Raw genomic sequence first — 17,184 nt, forward strand, 5'->3', positions numbered from 1 at the left:
CCGCGATCGGCAGCGCCGATGACACACACCGGCGTCAGATCGCGTCTGGGCCTCGTTCAAAGCAGTCCGACCTGGTGGAACTTCGAGGCGACGATTTCCTTGTCGAACGGCTTCATGATGTATTCGTCGGCGCCGGCATGCATGGCCCGGGCGATATGGGCGATGTCGTTCTCGGTGGTGCAGAAGACGACTTTGGGGCGCTTGCCGCCGGGCATCTGGCGCAGCGTGCGCAGGAAGTCGTAGCCGTCCATGATCGGCATGTTCCAATCGAGCAGCACCGCATCGGGCATCTCGCCCTTGCAGGCGTCGATGGCGCGCGCGCCGTCCTCGGCTTCCGTGATGCGGAACTGCAGGCCTTCCAGGATGCGGCGGGCGACCTTGCGGATCACGGCCGAGTCGTCGACGACGAGACAATATTTCATAATCAATCTCCAGATCTGTATGGCGACGCGTCAGGCCGCGGCTTGCAGGTCAAGTCTTAGAATGGCATCGACGTCGAGAACGACGAGCAGACGGTCTTCGAGGCGGTGCACTCCGGTCGTGAGTGCCGCCCAGTTCCGGTCGAGATGGACCGGTGTTGGTTCAAACGTGGATTGATCCAGCCGCATCACCTCGCCGACGGCGTCCACGATCAGCGCATAGGCCTCGCCTTCATGGTCGATGCCGACAGCCACCAGTTCCGTCTTGCCTTCCCGGTCTTGCCTGAGGATTGGCGACCGCCCGAGCCGCTTGCGCAGGCAGATCGCGGTGACGATGCGGCCGCGCAGGTTGAGCAGGCCGACGATCTCGGACGGCGCTCGCGGTACGAGTGTGATCTGATTGGTGATGAAGACGTCGTGCACGCGCCCGATCGGCAGTCCCAGGATCTGGTCGCCGATCATGACGGTGACGTAGTCGAGCGAGTCGAAGGCGCCGACCGGAGCGGCGGCGGCAAGGCCACGATCTGTCTGGTCGAGTGTCATGCGGCCTCCTTCAGGCCCGGCCGGCGCTCCGCGAGTTCGCCGAGCAGGGCACGCCGGTCGAATTTGGCGACGACCTCGTCCAGCCGCGCCTGGCTGGCACGCATATGGAGGTCCGGCGTTACCAGCGTCGTCATGCCGATCAGGCGCAGGCGGTCGCTGTCGGGGCCCTCGCGCAGCGCTGCTGCGAAGGCGAAGGCGCTCTCGATGTCGCCGTCGATATCGATCAGGACGGTCGCGATCGTGCCATCGGCCAGATGCTGGCGGGCCGCCTCGAAGCTGGATGCAACCGCGATGCGATGCCCCGAGGCCTTGAGCACGGGCGTGAGCATGTCACGCAGGAAGTCCGAGGGTTCGACCAGAAGGATCTGCGCCGGCGCCGACGATTCGGCGCGCTCGTAGCCTGCATGGCGCCAGCCGCGTTCCTGCATCGGCAGGTAGTAGGCGAGGTCGATGATGTCCGTGGCCCGGCCCCGGATCATGGCCGAGCCGATGATGCCCCTGTCCTGTGCCGTGGCCATCTCGATGTCGAGGACCTCGTCGACGATGTCGACAATCGCGTCGACGGCCAGCGCGACGGTCAGTTCGCCCTCGGAGATGATCACGAGCGGCTGCAGCCCCTCAGTGCGGATCTGCGTCTCGCCGACGGGCACGACCGGGACGAGCCGGTTACGATAATGCAGGAGAATCCGGCCGCTGCCGGTCTGGAACTCCCCGGCATCGACCTCCTCGAGGCGGGTGACCAGCGAGAGCGGCACGGCCCTGACGCCCTCGGGGCCTGCCTTGAACACCAGCACGGTGGTCTTCTCTGCCGTCGGTGCGGCCGCTGTTGCTGCCTCGCTCAGGAACGCTTCGCCGGCCGTCGCGGCGCCGACAAGGCCCGCCACGCCGTTGGGATCGACGATCAGCACCACCGCGCCATCGCCCAGGATCGTGTTGCCCGAGAAGATCGGGATGTGCCGAAGCTTGCTCGACATCGGCTTGACGACGATTTCCTCGGTGTGGAAGACGCCGTCGACCAGGATGCCGAATTGCCGTTCGCCGATCTGCGTAACGACGATGAAGCCGTCTTCGCGTGCCGGCGCATCCGTGCCCATCAGGCCCGACAGCGCGATGATCGGGAGCAGGCGCCCGCGCAGCCGCAGGATCGGCGCCCCGTTGATCTCCTCGATGCGGTGATCGGCGCCGGCCTTCACCCGGACCAGTTCGCGGACCACGATCTGGGGGATGGCGAAGCGCTGGTCGCCGGCGACGACGATCAAGGCGGCGACGATCGCCAGCGTGAGCGGAATCTTGATCGTGATCGTGGTGCCGAGGCCCGGCTTGCTGACGATGTCGATGAGGCCGCCGATGGCATCGACATTGACCTTGACGACATCCATGCCGACGCCACGTCCAGAGATGGCGGTGACGCTGTCGGCGGTCGAGAAGCCGGGGTGAAAGATATAGCGACTGGCCTGGGCGTCGCTCATGCGCCCGAGTTCGGCTTCGGTGGCGAGGCCCTGCTGGATCGCCTTGCGCCGGATGCGCTCGACGTCCAGGCCGCGTCCGTCATCGGTCACGGCGATGGTGACCGAGCCGCCCTCGTGATAGGCGGCAACGCGGATCGTGCCGTGCTCCGGCTTGCCGGCGGCGAGACGTTCGGCCGGTGCTTCGATCGCATGGTCGGCGCAATTGCGGACCATGTGCATCAGCGGATCCTTGATCAGGTCGAGGATCTGCCGGTCGAGTTCCGTCTCGGCGCCTTCCGTGACCAGTTCGATCCGCTTGCCGAGTTCGGCGCCGAGATCGCGGATGATGCGAGGCAGCTTAGACCAGGCGTTGCCGATCGGCTGCATCCGCGTCTTCATGACGCCGTCCTGCAACTCGGCCGTGATCAGCGAGAGGCGCTGCAATGGCACCTTCAGCCCATGGTCGTCCTGCTTGCGCGATATTTCGAGCAGCTGGTTGCGGGTCAGAACCAGCTCGGACACCATCGTCATCAGGTGCTCGATGGTGTCGACATTCACGCGCAGTGTGGCGGGACCGACCTGGCGGTTCTCGCGGGAGACCGGCTCGTCGCCGTGCTCGGATGCCTCCGTCTGTTCGATCCGGCCGTCACGACCCCGCTGCGGACCGGGCGCGCTGCGGAAGATCAGGTCGAGTGCATCCTCGCCCGGCGTTGTGGGGACCGACCCTGCATGTCGGGCGAGATAGGCCGCGACGGGATCGGCGCCATCGGTGGTCTGCTGCGGCCTCTGCTGCAGCTCGGCCTTGGCGTGATCGGTGAGAATGCCGAGTTCGCGGATCAGATTCTCGTCGTTGCCGGGCGGTTCCTCGCCCTTCTCGGCAAGCTCCGACAGGATGTCCTTGACGCGGTCGATCGTCTCGAGAATGGCGGTGACGGCGATGGCGCTGACGCTCGCACCGTCGCGGAACTGGCCGATCAGCGACTCCGCCGCATGGGTCAGCGCTTCCAGGCGCGGCAGGCCGATGAAGCCGCAGGTGCCTTTGACGGTGTGGACCAGCCGGAAGATGTTGCGCAGGATGTCGCTGTTGTTCGGGTCCTGCTCGAAGCGCACGAGTTCCCGATCGACCGTGTCGAGATTCTCGCCGGTCTCCATCAGGAACTCTTGCAGCAAGTCGTCCATGCAGGGACTACCACTCAACGCGACAACACACTGCAACAGACTAAGCAGCAGAAGGGTTTATGATCGGTTTCGATTGGAACGAAAGCCGGTCTTATTCGGCGGCATCTCGCTTCAAGCCGCTTTTTGGGCCGTGATCGTCACGGTGTCGCCCTCGATGGCGAAGGAAATGGCCATGTCGGCGGCGCGGGCAACCATCCCGGCATAGAGCGGCTGGACCGCATGCGCGTCGATCGTCCCGGTCTCGGAGCGCCCGGCGATCAGCTCCTCGACATGGGCCGGAATGCGCGCATGCGAGCCCGTCGCGGTGATCGTGAAGCTGCCCTGCTCGCCTTCCACCGTCGCGCGAGAGACGAGCTTGCCGCCGCGCGGAACGGCCTGGGCCGCGAGGACCAGCAGGTTGAGCAACAGCTTGACCTGGTTCTTCGGCAGCAAGGCGCGCGGCGCCTCCCAGTCGAGCGAGAGCTTCTCGTCGTTGAGAAAGCCGTTGGCGACGTTGCCGGCATCGCCGAGGTCTATCATCGCGCCGGCGGAGCCTGCCGCGCCGAAGGCGAGCCTGGCGAATTGCAGCCGCGAGGAGGCGTTGCGGGCGCTCTTCTTGATGAGTTCAAGCGCGAAATCGCGCATCGACGGGTCGTCCTCCTCCAGAACTTCCAGCGCGTTGACAATGGCCCCAACCGGGCTGATCACGTCATGGCAGACACGGCTGCAGAGGAGCGCGGCCAGATCGAGCGGCTCAAGCGAGATGGCGGTCATGGGGTATGTCCTGGGGTCATTGCTGCGTGGCGCTCGGGGCCGACTGAACACCGTTGTGATGAGATATGGTGGTATCTTGGTTTTCATGTGGTTAAGCCCCCATTTCCAGCAGAGCGGGGCGAAGGACGCGCAGCGGTGACAACCGTCCAAGACAATCCGGGCATTCGCGATCTGCGACTTTCCGATCCGCGCCTGGCCGACCGGAACGATCTCGGCCGGCGGCTCGCGGAAGCGGCGCGGCTCAGCGGCGCGGTGCTTCTCGCCATGCGCGCGGCCCGCGACGTGAAGATCAAGGCGGACGGCTCGCCCGTCTGCTCGGCCGACATGGCTGCCGATCGCACTGCCAAGCGGGCGCTGGCCCGGCTTCTGCCGGGCATTCCGGTGATCAGCGAGGAAAGCGCCGAGGCGGTTGCGACCGCGCCCGTCTTCATCCTGCTCGATCCGCTCGACGGCACGCGCGAGTTCCTCGCCGGCGGCGACAATTATTGCGTTGCCATCGCGGTGATCTGCGGCGACAGGCCGGTTGCGGGAGCGATCGCCGCCCCGGCCAGCGGCCGGTTGTGGTTTGCTGGAACGGACGCCTTTGCGCAGGCGCTCCTGCCGGACGGTTCTCCGGTCGGCGAGCCTAGCCCGATCGCCGTGCGCAAGCTGCCGGCGGCTGGCCCCGAGACGCTGGTCAGCCGCTTTCACTGCGACGCACTGAGCGAGGAGGTTTCCGCCGCGCTGTGTTCGACCACGACGATGCCGATGTCGTCGGCCGTCAAATTTGGTCTGATCGCCTCCGGCCAAGCCGATCTGCATGTTCGCGGCGGCCAGACCATGGAGTGGGATATCGCGGCCGGCGACGCCATCCTCTCCGCTGCGGGTGGCATGATCCTGGCGTTGGATGGAACCGTGCCCCGCTATGGCCGGATGGACCGCGGTTTTCGCAATCCCCCGTTCATCGCGGCCTCGAGCGAGACCCTGGCGAGACGGGCGGTCGCTGCTGCCGGGGCCGACTGAGCGGTTGGCCCGGATCTCGCCTCGTCAGCGGGCGATGCTGCGGGAGATGTCGTTCCACTGCGTGTCGGCCATTTTCAGCAGCCCTGAATCGTCGACGAAGCTGCGGCGGTTCTCCTGCGTGCGGAACAGGAAGAGCCGCGAGCCGACGATGGCGAACTGGCGCGGATCGGTATCGACGGCGCGTCCCTCGGCAACAGCCGACGCGTCGTAGCCCGCGAAGGCCGGCTCGTAGATGTCCGGTGCATCGCGGAAGGCCTCGCGGTTCGCCGCCGAGACGAAGCGCCAGACGGCCCCGTTGTGAATCGTCTCATAGGCCGGATGTCCGGCGATGGCGCGCTTCTCGATCCGATAGGCGACGGGATCATAGCCATGCAGGGCGAGGCCCGATTGGGAATCGCGCTGCATGGCCTCTCCCAATGAGGGGAGCTTGGGCAGCCCCGAGGGCAGGCCGGCCGTATCGGCCGCGACAGGATTGGTGAGTGCAACGATCACCGCGGCAGCTATCGCCAAAGCGCTCGCGGCCGTCGAAATCCCGCGCCGCCATGTTCCAGCCTTCATCGCAGGCAAATCCTGAGTTTGTGTGCTGCCTGGCTGCCCTCTGGCGACCCTGCGATCTTCACGGCTTGGATACACTTTCGAGGGTATCAAACTGGTTACGGAATTGGTTCGCATTTGCGCGGCATCGTGCCTGGAGTTCGGATTTCGCCGGATCGCCCGGGTCCGGCATCACCCTTCCACCGTTTTTGGCGGAGACCTCGCCGGGCTGCCGGCAGCTTTGGGGTCGAGGCGCCGGAGCGGATTGACGGCGCCACCACGCGCCCCACTCGGAGATCCCACCTGATGACTCAAACCCGCCGCAGCCTCATCACAGGTGGTCTCGCGCTCGCCGGTGCCGGTCTCGCCAACCTGCCGGAGCCGGTGCTGGCCCAGCAATCCTATGGCGAGAGCCGGTCGTTCTCGCAGAACGAGCTCGTCGGCTCGGGCCACCAGTTCTTCGGCAATGTCTCGCGCGGGCTCGCGCTGGCTGTCGAGGAGGCGATCAGGCGCTGGGGCGAGCCGAATGGCTATGTGCTCGGCCAGGAGGCGTCAGGCGCCTTCGTCGGCGGCCTGCGCTATGGCGAGGGTACGCTGTTCACCCGCAATGCCGGCGACCGCAAGGTGTTCTGGCAGGGCCCCTCCGTCGGCTTCGATTTCGGCGGCGAGGGCGCCCGCACGATGATGCTGGTCTATGGGCTGCCGGCGGTCGAGGCGCTCTATCAGCGCTTCGCCGGCGTCGATGGGTCCGCTTACTTCATCGGTGGCTTCGGGTTCACGGCGCTGACGGCCGAGGGCGTGACGGTGGTGCCGATCCGCACCGGCGTCGGCTGGCGGCTGGGTGTCAATCTCGGCTATCTGAAGTTCACGCCGCAGGCGACCTGGAACCCCTTCTGAGCACCTCTCCCGTCGCCATGCCGCAACGGTATGCTGCAGCGCCCGGGTTGCGGAAGCCGACGCGCAACAATAGTTGAAGACGGCAGGCACGCCGGAACAGATTTCCGCTTTCCGGCGTGATGTCCTAATCTGGCTGCCCCCGAAGTGGAGCCGCAGGTCTTGATCGAAGCTGTCATGCTCGTCGCGCTCGGCTTCCTGTGCGCAAGCCTGCTGGCTCTGGCGGCGGTGCCGGCCTTGTCGCGCCGTGCCGACAGGCTCGCGCGGAAGCGGGCGGAGGCTGCTTTTCCGCTGTCGCTCGCCGAGATCGCCGCCGACCGCGACCATTTGCGGGCCGAACTCGCGCTGCGGGCGCGCACGCTCGAGCAGGACGCGCAGCGCGGCTTCGCGGCCAAGGCCGCCGCAATGCAGGAGTTGGGCCGGCGCGACATGAAGATCGGCGAACTCGACGTCGCACTGCGCGACCGCGACCGTCGCATCGCCGAGCTGTCGGATGAGTTGGAGACGACGCGTGCCGAGTTGGCGCAGACCCGCGCCGCGCTGGCGAGCGAGACCGCGACGCTGGCCGAGACGACGGCCACCCTTGACAAGCGCGTCGCCGATCTCGCCAGCGTCGAGCGTAGGCTGGCGGAGACGCGCACCTCGCTGACCGGCACCAGCGCCGATCTCTCGGCGCGCGATGCGGAGCTTGCGCAGGCGCGCGAGACGCTCGGTCGGACCCAGGCGCTGCTGGCTGAACGCGAGACGGCGCTTGCGAACCTGCGGCAGGATTACGACCAGCTGCGGGTCGCACAGGTCGAGGACCGCACCAGGATCATGGTGCTCGAAGGCTCGGGCCGCGACCTTGCCGATCGGCTTGCCGCCAGGGAAAGCGCGCTGAATGCGAGCCAGGCCGCGCTGAAGGCGATGACGGTTGACCGCGACAGCGAGCGGTTGCGTGCCGACGCCTTGGCGGCGCGGGCCGAGCAGGCCGAGGCCGGGCTGGCCGCTGCCGATTCCCGCGCTGGCGCGGCTGCCGCCGAAGCGCGGAGGATCGGGGCGCTGCTGGCGCAGGAAACCAAGGAGCGCGGCGGAGAAAGCGAGGCGAGGCAGGCCATGGAGCAGGAATTGACGCAGGCCAAGGCTGCGCTTGCAGCCGAACGGGAGCGCGTATCGCAGGAGCTGACGGGCCTGCGCGAGGATCTGAGGGCGCGCGACGCGCAGCTCGAAACCGTCCATGCCGAGGTGCAGACGCTGCACGGGGCACTCGAACAATCCCGCGCCGAACGCGCCAAATTGAAGCGCGAGGCGGCACAGATGCGCAAGGCCGGGGTGGCGCCGGCGCAGGATCCGGCGGTGCATGCGGCGCTGCGGCAGGAGATCATGGCGGTCGCCGACCGCCTGATGGCGCTGCCGCCCAAGCAGGAAGCGGCGGAATAGCGCGCGGGCGGTCCGAAAACCGCTTTCCGTTTTTCGGACCGATGCTCTAGGAAGACGCGCAGAATCCGCGTCCCGCTTTTGCCCGAGATGGTTCCCGCCCCGTGACAGAACCCCGCTTCGACCTTCTCTGCATCGGCGAGCCCCTGGGCGAGTTCAACGCGACCCGGGCCGAGACCGGCGCCTTCCAGTTCGGCCATGGCGGCGACACCTCGAACTGTGCCATCGCGGCCTCCCGGCAGGGGGCGAAGGCTGCCTATCTCGGCGCGCTCGGCGACGACATGGCGGGGCGGTCGATCCGGGAACTCTGGCAGCGCGAGGGCGTCGATGATGCCCATGTTTCGACGCATCAAAGCGCGCCGACGGGACTCTATTTCGTCGATCACGGCCCGGCGGGCCATGTCTTCTCCTATCTGCGTGCCGGTTCGGCTGCGAGCCTCGTCGGGCCACGCGACATGCCGCGCGACCTGATCGCTTCCGCGCGGATCGTCCAGGCTTCCGGCATCAGCCAGGCGATCTCGGCGTCCGCCTGCGACGCCGTTTTCGAGGCTTTCGCGATGGCGCGTGAAGCCGGCGTGCTGACCGCCTACGACACCAATCTGCGGCTCAAGCTCTGGCCGCTGACGCGGGCGAAAGCGATCATCAACGCCGCCTGCGGCATGGCCGACATCGTGCTGCCCGGCTATGACGACGCGACCCAGCTCACCGGCCTCAGCGAGCCCGACGCGATCGTCGATTTCTATCTTGGTCTCGGAGCGAAGATCGTGGCGCTGACGCTCGGCCATGAGGGCTCGCTGGTGGCGACGCCGGCGCGCCGCGAGCGGCTGGTTCCGATCAAGGTCGAGGCGATCGACGCCACGGGCGCCGGCGACTGCTATGACGGCGCCTTCCTGGCCGAATACATCCGCACGGGCGACGCCTTCGCGGCCGGCGCCTATGCCAATGTCGCGGCCGCCCTCTCGACCCAAGGCTTCGGGGCGGTCGCGCCGGTGCCGCGCCGCGCCGATGTCGAGGCGCGCATGGGCCTTGAGAAGAAGTCGACGCTCGAGGCGAAGAAAGCAAACTGATGGCCGTTCCGGTTCTGGATTCGGCGGGCACGCTGCTCGCCCGTTACGATGTGCTGATCAGCGATGTCTGGGGCGTGGTGCATGACGGCGTCTGGGCGTTGCCGCCGGCCTGCGCGGCGCTGAGCGCGTTTCGCGAGCAGGGCGGGGCGGTGGTGCTGCTCTCCAACGCACCGTCGCCGTCCGAGCAGGTCGCCGAACTGCTCGACAAGAAGCGCGTGCCGCGCGCGGCCTGGGACAGGCTCGTCACCTCGGGCGACGTAACCCGGGCGCTGATCGCCGAGAGCCATCACCGCAAGGTCTTCCATATCGGCTGGCAGAGCGACCGTTCGGTGTTCGAGCGCGCCGATGTCGAGCTGGTCGGGGAAGACGAGGCCGATCTCGTCGTCGCGACCGAGCTCAACGACTACCGCACCGAGACGCCGGAGCAGTACCGGCCCCTGCTGGAGCGCTTCGCGGCGCGTGGCGTGCCCTTCATCTGCGGCAATCCCGATCTCGTCGTCCATGTCGGGCACGACCTCCTGCCCTGCGCCGGGGCGCTGGCCCTGATCTATGAAGAGCTCGGCGGCAGCGTCGCCTGGGCCGGCAAGCCCTATCGTCCGGCCTATGACCTCGCTCTGGAGGCGGCCCGCTCGGCGCGCGGCGGCCATCCGGTCGATCCGGCGAAGGTGCTGGTGATTGGCGACGCGGTCCGCACCGATCTTGCCGGCGCGCGGCTGATGGGCTTCGACAGCCTGTTCATCGCTGGCGGCATTCACCGTGACGAGACGATGCGGGATGGCGTGGTGGACCGCGATGGGCTGGAGACCGTGCTTGCGGGGCATCCGGTGAAGCCCGTGGCGGCTATGGGGGCGCTGGGGTAGGCGAGACCATCCGGCGCTCCAGCATTGTCAGCAGATCGAAAGCAGCCATTTGCGCCTCGGCGAAGTTGCCGCAACCGTCGCGCGTGAACGCGGCGGCAGTCATTCCCGGGTGATGTATGACGGCGCTCCAGCCTGGGGGCTTTTGAAAGATCGTCACGCGGAAGTGTCGAAGCTCGATCTGCCAGTTGCCGGCGCGATTCCGCCGCCAGCTTTTCAGCTTTGGGAACTGCGATCGTCGCCGTTCTGTCCGGTTGTCCATCGTTCAGCGCTCCGGCCATCCGTTCCACTGCGGTCGTCGGCCAGTTTCTAAATCACCTCGCTGAAGCTCTGCGCAGATGCAACCGCTTCCCGACATCCTCGAACAGCCCCCGGAACGGCCGAAACACGAACCGCACCGTTGAACGCCCCGGCGGCACGGCGACGGCGCGGAACAGCACATTGGCGCGCAGCATCTCTGCCGAGGCGCCGTCGATCTCGGCCTGCCACCAATGGTGCCAGACGTCGTTGAGCACCACATAACCGCCCTGCGGAGCATCGACTTTCAGAGACACCTCGGTGGTGCCGTAGGCGGCGATGCGGATCGATCCCGGCTGGGCCGGGCCGGGCGGGCTCCGGCCCGTCACGATGGGCCCGGGCGGCAGCGGAGGGGTGTCGCGGTCGAGCAAGACGCTCTGGCGCGGGTCGAAACCCGCGGGCCATTGCCCGCTCGCCAGGATCGCATCGAAATCGGCCTTGGCGGCCTTCGTCACCAGCAGCGCGCGCGGCAAGGCGCGCGGGTTCTCGTAGACATAGGCGTCGGCCGTGCGCGCGATCTGGGTGAGGTCGCCGGGCTTCAGCGCCTTGTCGATCTGCTCGACGGGGACGCCGGTGGCGATGAAGCGCAGGCCGAGCATGTCGGCGAGCAGCGAGCGATAGCCAGGCATCAGCGGGGAGAAGCTGCGCTGGTCGGGCAGGGCGACATGGTCGCCGGCGCCGGTCGCCTTGCTGTAGAGGCCGAGCCGCAGCGGGTTGTAGCCCAGCGTGTTGTCGAGCCCGTGGACGAGGCTGGCATTGGGCCAGTGGAAGCCGATGCCGGCGAGCTCGATCCGGTCGCGCCGGTCTGGGCCTGCGGTGCGGGCGGTCTCGCGCTTCAGCAGGGCGATGGTCTCGTTGGCGCTGTCGGCGCGCAGCACGTCATAGTCCTGCGAGGGCAAGGCGGTGGATTCGCTGGGGCCATTGTTGACCGAGAGATCGACGGTCAGCGTCACGGCCAGCACCACGGCTGCCGCGAGACCCGCCCCGCGCAGCGCAAAGCCGCGCGCGGCGACCAGCGCGCCGATGCACAGCACGCCGCAGAGCAGCGCGGTGACCAGCGGCACGGCCGCGATGGACAGACGGCCGACCGTCCAGGCAAGCCAGAGAGCCAGAGCCAGTGCAGCCACGAAAATCGCGACCTCGACGATGCGCTGCCAGGGCCGGGCGCGCGGCTCCGCGCCGGTCATGATGAGATGGGTCAGGTAGCCGCCCAAAAGCGCCAGCAGTGCGCCGAGGATGAAGAGCGCATCGGCGGGGCGGCGGTAGAACGAAATGCCGGGAAGCTCGAACAGTAAGCGGAAGCCCGGCGTGAAGCGACCGAGCGCGAAGATCAGCACGAGCAGCGCCGCGACGCTGAGCGCGACAATCTCGCGCCGCAATAGTGCGCCGCGCACGATGCCGATGGTCAGCACCAGTCCCATCGGGATCAGGCCGAGATAGAGCTGGCTCATATTGCGGGCGAGATAGAGGTCCTGCGGGCCGAAGCGTGCCTCGAAGGCCGGGCTCGGCGCGCCCCAGAAATTGTCGAGCGGGCCGGCGGCGCCATAGAGATTGGCGAAGAGACCGGTCAGCAGGGCGGCCGGATGCAGCGAGCCCTTGCCGGCGCCGATCAGGTCGATCGCCGGACGGTTCGATTCCTCGGCGAGGACAGCCGTGAGCAGGATCGGTACCGTCGCGACCAGAACCGCACCGAGCCCGCCCGCCAGCAAAGGCATGAGGCTGGTCCGCAGCGCCTGCCAGGGCTTTCGCGCCATCGCGATCGCCGCGATCACCAGCCAGGCCAGGACGTAGACGCCGAGCAGCGCGACCTGGTCGCGGCCGAGCACCATGAAGCCCGCGACGATGCCGGCGGCGAAGCCATAGGCCAGCGAGCCGCGCTCCAGCGCCCGCGCGATCAGCGCGAGCGTGATGGCGAAATAGCCGAGGCTCAGCACCTGGCCGACATGCTGGATGCGCCAGGCGGCGGCCGCGCCGAATGCGAAGGCCAGCGCCGCGACAACCGCGCCGGCGGGATGCCAGTCGCGGTCGCGGAAGATCACGACGAAGGCGAGCGCACCCGCGAGCAGCGTGCCCAGAACCGCGAAATCGCCCAGCCTGAAACCCGGTACCGGCTCCAGCGCCGCGATCAGCGCGAAGGGTGGCGAGAAGATCAGGGATTGCGGATCGGCGATCTGTGGCGAGCCCGCGAAGACGTAAGGCGTCCAGAACGGCGAGTGCCCGCTGTGCCATGCCTGGGCCAGGAACTGGAGCTGCGGCTGGAAATGCGCCTTGGCGTCCCAGGGGATCGTGACGACGCCCGACAGCCAGGGCCAGGACAAAGCGATCCAGGCCAGGATCACGATGCAGATCACGCTGGCCAGCGGCCAGCGCGGCTTCGAGGCTGCGGATTGCGGGCCGATGGGCTGCGACATCAGGCTGCGGTGCCCGAAGTCATCATCGCGATCAATCCCCTGACAAGGCTAAGGCGTTGAATCTCAGTCTTTCGGCGCGGCACGCGCCATCAGCGCGTCCATGTCGATGAAGTGGCCGGCGCGGTCCCGCTTGGAGGCGAGATAGCGGACATTGTGGACGTTTGGCCGGCCAAGCACGGCTTGCGTCGCTGCAACCTCGACGCCTGCCGCCTTGATGGCGCCGACCTTCAACGGGTTGTTGGTCAGCGCCGTGACGCGGGTCACGCCGAGCTGCTTCAGCATCGTCGCGGCGAAGTCGAAATGGCGCTGGTCGAGATCGAAGCCGAGAACTTCGTCGGCGTCATAGGTGTCCCAGCCCTGGCTCTGCAGCTTGTAGGCGCGCATCTTGTTGGAGATGCCGTTGCCGCGGCCTTCCTGATCGAGATAGAGCAGGATTCCGCCCTCGTTCTCGGCCATCCACTGCACCGTCTCGCGGAGCTGGTCGCCGCAATCACATTTCAGCGAGCCGAACAGGTCGCCCGTCAGGCAAGCCGAATGCAGGCGCACCGGGACCGCCGAGGTGAGATCGGGACTGCCAACGATGATCGCGACCTGATCGCGCAGGCCCTCGCCACCGCGGAACACGACGAACTCGGTCTCGGGCGCGCCTTCCAGGGGAACGGGCGCGCGGCCGACGATGGTCAGCGTCGCGGCCTGGGCGGCGCGATAGCCGTTCACCGCGTCGATCTCGACCTCAATCAGCGGTTCGCCGGCGATGGCCTTTGCGGAGACCGGCACGACGATGGCGGCCGGCAGCACGAGCGAGAGTCGCGCCAGTTCGAGGGCTGCGTCATCGACGGCAGAAGCCGGCGCCACGGGGGCATCGACCTTGCCGTCGGTCTTGAGGGCGAGCATCTCGACGCGCGCCAGATCCAGAGTCGGCATTGCAAGGATGCCGGTCTCTGCCCGGCTTTTGGCGCCGAGCCGACGCAAACGCGCTGCGCTCAGCGCGAGATGAGCCATGCCGCCGGCGAGGCCGTCGAGGCGGCCGACAAGCTCGCCTTCCGCCAGTTCGGCCGAGAGCGCCAGCGCCAGGCTCTCACCGGAGCGCAACAGGACCGGACGACCTGAGCGAAATTCTGAGATGGCCCGATCGACCGCGACGAGGCTCGTCTCGAGCGGGCGTCCGAACAGCGTACGCGACTGAGGCATGGAAGTGTCCGTCAGATTGGGCTTGGCTCAGATGGGCTTGGGCCCGGCGGGAGGTTATGCTTCTACGCTGGTATCGTCGATATAGATCAACGCTGCACAATTTTCCATCAAACGTGCCGGAGGCGAAAGCAGTTCCATCACGCAAACATTCCGCCGAGGCCGGCCATGCCATTCCGTGGAAAGGCCGTATAGGCTTGAGAGCTTGAACGCGCGATGAATGTGGCGACCGGCACCTCAAGCCGGAAGGGGCAAGGCAGGGGAGCGGGGATGACGCAGCATCATGACAGCGTGACCGGGGTTGCGGCAGACCCCGTCTACAGCGCCGCGGCGCGCCACATGCATTGGGCGACGGCGGGCGCCGTCCTTGTGATGGTGCCGCTCGGCCTCGCCATGACCTATCGCGGCAATACGCTGAACATCTGGGACGGGCGGACCGATGCGCTCTACAGCACGCACAAGCTTCTCGGCTTCCTGGTGCTCTGGCTCGTCGCTGGCCGATTGACCTACCGGCTGCTCAAGGGCGCGCCACCGGACGAGCCGACGCTGCTGTGGTGGCAGAAGGCGGGCTCGCATCTGCTGCACTGGCTGCTCTACGGGCTGCTTCTGGTTGTGCCGCTGCTTGGCTGGATTGGGGTCTCGCTGTATCCGTCACTGAAGATCTTCGGGCTGTTCGACCTGCCGGCGCTCGCGACGCCGAACCAGGATCTCGCGGCCTCCATCCTGACGGTCCATGGCAAGCTCGCCATCGTGACGGCGCTGCTTGCCTGCGCCCATATCGGAGCTGCGCTCTACCACCATCTCATCCGCAAGGACGGCGTGCTGCGCCGCATGCTGCCGGGGCTGAGGTAAGCAAGGCGCGCGGTCAGACCGGCCGCGCCCAGAGATCGTGATGGCCGACCAGGGCCGAGGCGGACTGCGTCCTGGCAGCGAGCCAGTCGGCGATCGTCGCGGGATCGACCTGGCCGGTTTCGAGCACGGCATCGGCGATGCCCTTTGCCAGCGTCTGTGCCAGTTCGCCGCGCCGTTCGTCGATCTGCCAGGCGCTGTCGCCGATCGAGACGGCGAAGCCGGATTTGCGGAAGGCTTCCGCCATGAGATCGGTGGCATCGGGGCCGGCTGCGGGGCCAAACCCCTTGTCGCCGCGCTGGTGATGCTTGAAGGCGGCGAGCATCCGGGCGTCGGCGGCGTGAGGCGGCTTCCAAGTCTCGCGGCCATCATAGGTCAGCACGGTGTAGAGCGGCAGCCGCTGGCTCGTCAGCGCCGCGACGAAGCGCTCGATCCAGCGTTTCGAGGTCAGGTCGAACAGCGCGGCGGCGGTGACGAGGTCGGGCTGCCAGCCGAGCACCCATTCGAGGTCCTTGTTCAAATCGGCCTGGCGGGTGTCCACCGTGATGGTGTGGTCGCCCTTCGACAGAACGAGTTCCTCGCCCTGTTCGCGGGCTTCGTCGGCCCAGCCCGCCAGCGTCTTGCGCGTGGCCGCGAGCAGGCCGGCATCGAGATCGACCAGCGTCCAGTGCTGGCGCGCGGGCAGGGCGGCATAGGTGCCGCGCAGGTTCGAACCCGCGCCGCAGCCGAGATCAACGATGGTCAGCGAGGCCTTCGCGGCGAAATGCGCGCCGACTGCGGCCAAAACCTGCGGATTGCGGGCCGCATGATCGGCGGGCTCCCGCAGAGCCAGCCATTCGGGGGAGAAACCACCCATCAGCCTACCTTTCGCCCGGCATCGGGCAGACAAACTCCGGCGACGATCGTCGCCGTATCGCGCCAGCGCGGCAGGCCGGCCGCTGCCGTCCAGGCCGCATCGGCGAGCGCGCTGCGCCGGGCCGGCGCATCAATCAGGCTTGCGATGGCCTTGGCAAGCGCGCCGGTCTCGCCGGGAGCGACTTTCAGCGCGGCGGCGTCCGGTGCGGTGTCGGCCGCTGCACCCCCTGTCGTGCAGACGATCGGCAGGCCGCGCGCCAGCGCCTCGGTCAGCACCATGCCATAGCCCTCGAACAGCGAAGGCATGACGAAGAGGTCGGCGCGGTCATAAGCCGCTGCAAGCGTCGTGTCGTCCACCGCTCCCGCAAGCAAGATGCGGTCCGTGAGCCCGGCTGCGGCGATCTGGCTCGTCAGATCGCGCATCGTCTGGGGTGCGCGGTCGCTGGCGCCGACGATGGTCAGATGCCAGTTTCTATCGCGCAGCGTCTCCAGCGCCTCGACCAGCACATGATAGCCCTTGCGCGGAACGATCGCGCCGACGGCGAGGAGCCGCAGTGGACCCTCTGCTGGTCCTCCCGTGGCACGCGGCGCCGGATCGACGCCGGGCAGGGCGATGGTGATGCGGGCCTCGTCGACGCCGAAATCCGTCGCCAGAATTCGCTTCATAGCAGGGCTGGGCGTCACGACGGCGCGGGCATAGCGCAGGGCCGCTGTCTCGCGTGCCAGCAGGAGCCGCGCCTGCTCGGGTGCAAGCCCGGTCTCCAGGCCGAGCGGATGGTGGACCAGCGCCACGACGCGCCCGGCCAACCCCGCGGCGATGCCCTCGGGAAAGGCGCCATAGGCCAAACCGTCGATCAGCAACGTATCGTCCCAGGGCTGGGACAGGATCGCACGGCCGGTCTGCGACAGGTCGGCCTCGGTCGGGAACGGGAACGAGCCCGGCAAGGCGAGATGCCGGGCCTCGATGCCCATCTCCCGCCATTCCGCCAGCAGCCTGCGATCATAGGCGTAGCCGCCGGTCGGCAGATCGATATCGCCGGGGATGGCGAAGGCGATCGCACTCACGCGAGCGCGCCCTCGAAGCTGGCGCGGGCGAGGTCGGTCTCATGGAGCGTCACGCGGATGCGGGCCAGGCCTTTGCCATCCTCGCCGAGTGCGCCGGATTTGGCCGCGGTCGCCATGGCATCGAAGATATGTTTGCAGAGGAATTCGGTGGTGGTCAGCACGCCGGCGAATTGCGGGAGTGCATCGAGATTCTGGTAGTTCAGGGGCTTGAGCGTCTTGTTGAGCACGTCGAGCGCCGCGCCGATGTCGACCACGACGTTCTGCTTGGTCAGGGTTTGCCGGAAGAACGCGACATCGACGACGAAGGTCGCGCCATGCATGTTCTGCGCGGGGCCGAAGAAGGGATCGGGCAGGGAATGACCGATCATGATGCGGTCGCGGACTTCAACGGAGAACATGCGCGTTCC

General features: G+C 67.6%; 17 protein-coding genes. 6 read left to right on the forward strand and 11 right to left on the reverse strand.

Annotated elements, in window-relative coordinates; translation table 11 throughout:
- Positions 1-56: 56 nt before the first annotated feature.
- The 4 genes from AC1DYU_RS07125 to chpT form a co-directional block, all read right to left on the reverse strand.
- A complete protein-coding gene (locus tag AC1DYU_RS07125; RefSeq protein ID WP_108047913.1) occupies positions 57-422 on the reverse strand; it encodes a response regulator in 366 nt (121 codons plus the stop codon).
- Positions 423-452: 30 nt separating this feature from the next.
- Entirely contained in the window at positions 453-962 is a 510-nt protein-coding gene (locus AC1DYU_RS07130; protein WP_158484081.1) for a chemotaxis protein CheW, read from the reverse strand.
- Complete coding sequence (locus tag AC1DYU_RS07135) at positions 959-3,589, reverse strand: hybrid sensor histidine kinase/response regulator (protein WP_476791018.1); 2,631 nt, start codon at positions 3,587-3,589, stop codon at positions 959-961. Before AC1DYU_RS07135 ends, AC1DYU_RS07130 begins: the two co-directional genes overlap by 4 nt.
- 111 nt (positions 3,590-3,700) lie before the next feature.
- On the reverse strand, positions 3,701-4,342 hold the full coding sequence (gene chpT, locus AC1DYU_RS07140; protein WP_158484079.1) for a histidine phosphotransferase ChpT: 642 nt from the start codon (positions 4,340-4,342) through the stop codon (positions 3,701-3,703).
- Between the two features lie 135 nt (positions 4,343-4,477).
- Here chpT and AC1DYU_RS07145 point away from each other — a divergent pair, with 135 nt between their 5' ends.
- Positions 4,478-5,344, forward strand: coding sequence for a 3'(2'),5'-bisphosphate nucleotidase CysQ family protein (locus AC1DYU_RS07145; protein WP_476791019.1), 867 nt, complete (start codon positions 4,478-4,480; stop codon positions 5,342-5,344).
- 24 nt (positions 5,345-5,368) lie between these two features.
- Here AC1DYU_RS07145 and AC1DYU_RS07150 read toward each other — a convergent pair whose 3' ends face one another.
- On the reverse strand, positions 5,369-5,902 hold the full coding sequence (locus AC1DYU_RS07150) for a YHS domain-containing (seleno)protein (RefSeq protein WP_158484077.1): 534 nt from the start codon (positions 5,900-5,902) through the stop codon (positions 5,369-5,371).
- A 282-nt stretch (positions 5,903-6,184) separates the two neighbouring features.
- Between AC1DYU_RS07150 and AC1DYU_RS07155 the strand changes: the two genes are divergently transcribed.
- From AC1DYU_RS07155 to AC1DYU_RS07170, 4 genes are all read left to right on the forward strand, one after another.
- Positions 6,185-6,775, forward strand: a complete 591-nt coding sequence (locus AC1DYU_RS07155) for a DUF1134 domain-containing protein (RefSeq protein ID WP_158484076.1) — start codon at positions 6,185-6,187, stop codon at positions 6,773-6,775.
- 159 nt (positions 6,776-6,934) lie between these two features.
- Positions 6,935-8,191 carry a coiled-coil domain-containing protein gene (locus tag AC1DYU_RS07160; RefSeq protein ID WP_476791020.1) on the forward strand — a complete coding sequence of 419 codons (1,257 nt, stop codon included), beginning with the start codon at positions 6,935-6,937 and terminating at the stop codon, positions 8,189-8,191.
- A gap of 101 nt (positions 8,192-8,292) precedes the next feature.
- Complete coding sequence (locus AC1DYU_RS07165) at positions 8,293-9,255, forward strand: sugar kinase (RefSeq protein ID WP_476791021.1); 963 nt, start codon at positions 8,293-8,295, stop codon at positions 9,253-9,255.
- A complete protein-coding gene (locus AC1DYU_RS07170; RefSeq protein ID WP_476791022.1) occupies positions 9,255-10,115 on the forward strand; it encodes a TIGR01459 family HAD-type hydrolase in 861 nt (286 codons plus the stop codon). Before AC1DYU_RS07165 ends, AC1DYU_RS07170 begins: the two co-directional genes overlap by 1 nt.
- Here AC1DYU_RS07170 and AC1DYU_RS07175 read toward each other — a convergent pair.
- The 3 genes from AC1DYU_RS07175 to ribA all read right to left on the reverse strand — a co-directional run bounded on the left by AC1DYU_RS07175 (position 10,096) and on the right by ribA (position 14,011).
- On the reverse strand, positions 10,096-10,374 hold the full coding sequence (locus tag AC1DYU_RS07175) for a hypothetical protein (RefSeq protein ID WP_476791023.1): 279 nt from the start codon (positions 10,372-10,374) through the stop codon (positions 10,096-10,098). The genes AC1DYU_RS07170 and AC1DYU_RS07175 overlap by 20 nt on opposite strands.
- Positions 10,375-10,426: 52 nt before the next feature.
- Positions 10,427-12,820 (reverse strand): glycosyltransferase family protein, encoded by a 2,394-nt coding sequence (locus AC1DYU_RS07180; protein ID WP_476791024.1) that lies wholly within the window; start codon positions 12,818-12,820, stop codon positions 10,427-10,429.
- Between the two features lie 63 nt (positions 12,821-12,883).
- Positions 12,884-14,011, reverse strand: coding sequence for a GTP cyclohydrolase II RibA (gene ribA, locus AC1DYU_RS07185; RefSeq protein WP_476791025.1), 1,128 nt, complete (start codon positions 14,009-14,011; stop codon positions 12,884-12,886).
- Between the two features lie 267 nt (positions 14,012-14,278).
- Here ribA and AC1DYU_RS07190 point away from each other — a divergent pair, with 267 nt between their 5' ends.
- Positions 14,279-14,860: a cytochrome b gene (locus tag AC1DYU_RS07190; protein ID WP_476791026.1), complete on the forward strand. Its 582-nt coding sequence runs from the start codon at positions 14,279-14,281 to the stop codon at positions 14,858-14,860.
- 13 nt (positions 14,861-14,873) lie between these two features.
- Here the strand turns inward: AC1DYU_RS07190 and AC1DYU_RS07195 are convergent, their stop codons facing one another.
- From AC1DYU_RS07195 to AC1DYU_RS07205, 3 genes are read right to left on the reverse strand one after another with little or no spacing between them, the layout of a single operon-like run.
- Positions 14,874-15,713 carry a class I SAM-dependent methyltransferase gene (locus AC1DYU_RS07195; RefSeq protein ID WP_476791027.1) on the reverse strand — a complete coding sequence of 280 codons (840 nt, stop codon included), beginning with the start codon at positions 15,711-15,713 and terminating at the stop codon, positions 14,874-14,876.
- Positions 15,713-16,777 carry a glycosyltransferase family 4 protein gene (locus AC1DYU_RS07200; protein WP_476791028.1) on the reverse strand — a complete coding sequence of 355 codons (1,065 nt, stop codon included), beginning with the start codon at positions 16,775-16,777 and terminating at the stop codon, positions 15,713-15,715. Before AC1DYU_RS07200 ends, AC1DYU_RS07195 begins: the two co-directional genes overlap by 1 nt.
- Complete coding sequence (locus AC1DYU_RS07205) at positions 16,774-17,175, reverse strand: 6-pyruvoyl trahydropterin synthase family protein (RefSeq protein WP_476791029.1); 402 nt, start codon at positions 17,173-17,175, stop codon at positions 16,774-16,776. The genes AC1DYU_RS07200 and AC1DYU_RS07205 overlap by 4 nt, the downstream gene beginning before the upstream one ends.
- Between the last annotated feature and the right edge of the window lie 9 nt (positions 17,176-17,184).

This window comes from Allobosea sp. P2_B12 (assembly GCF_056404835.1).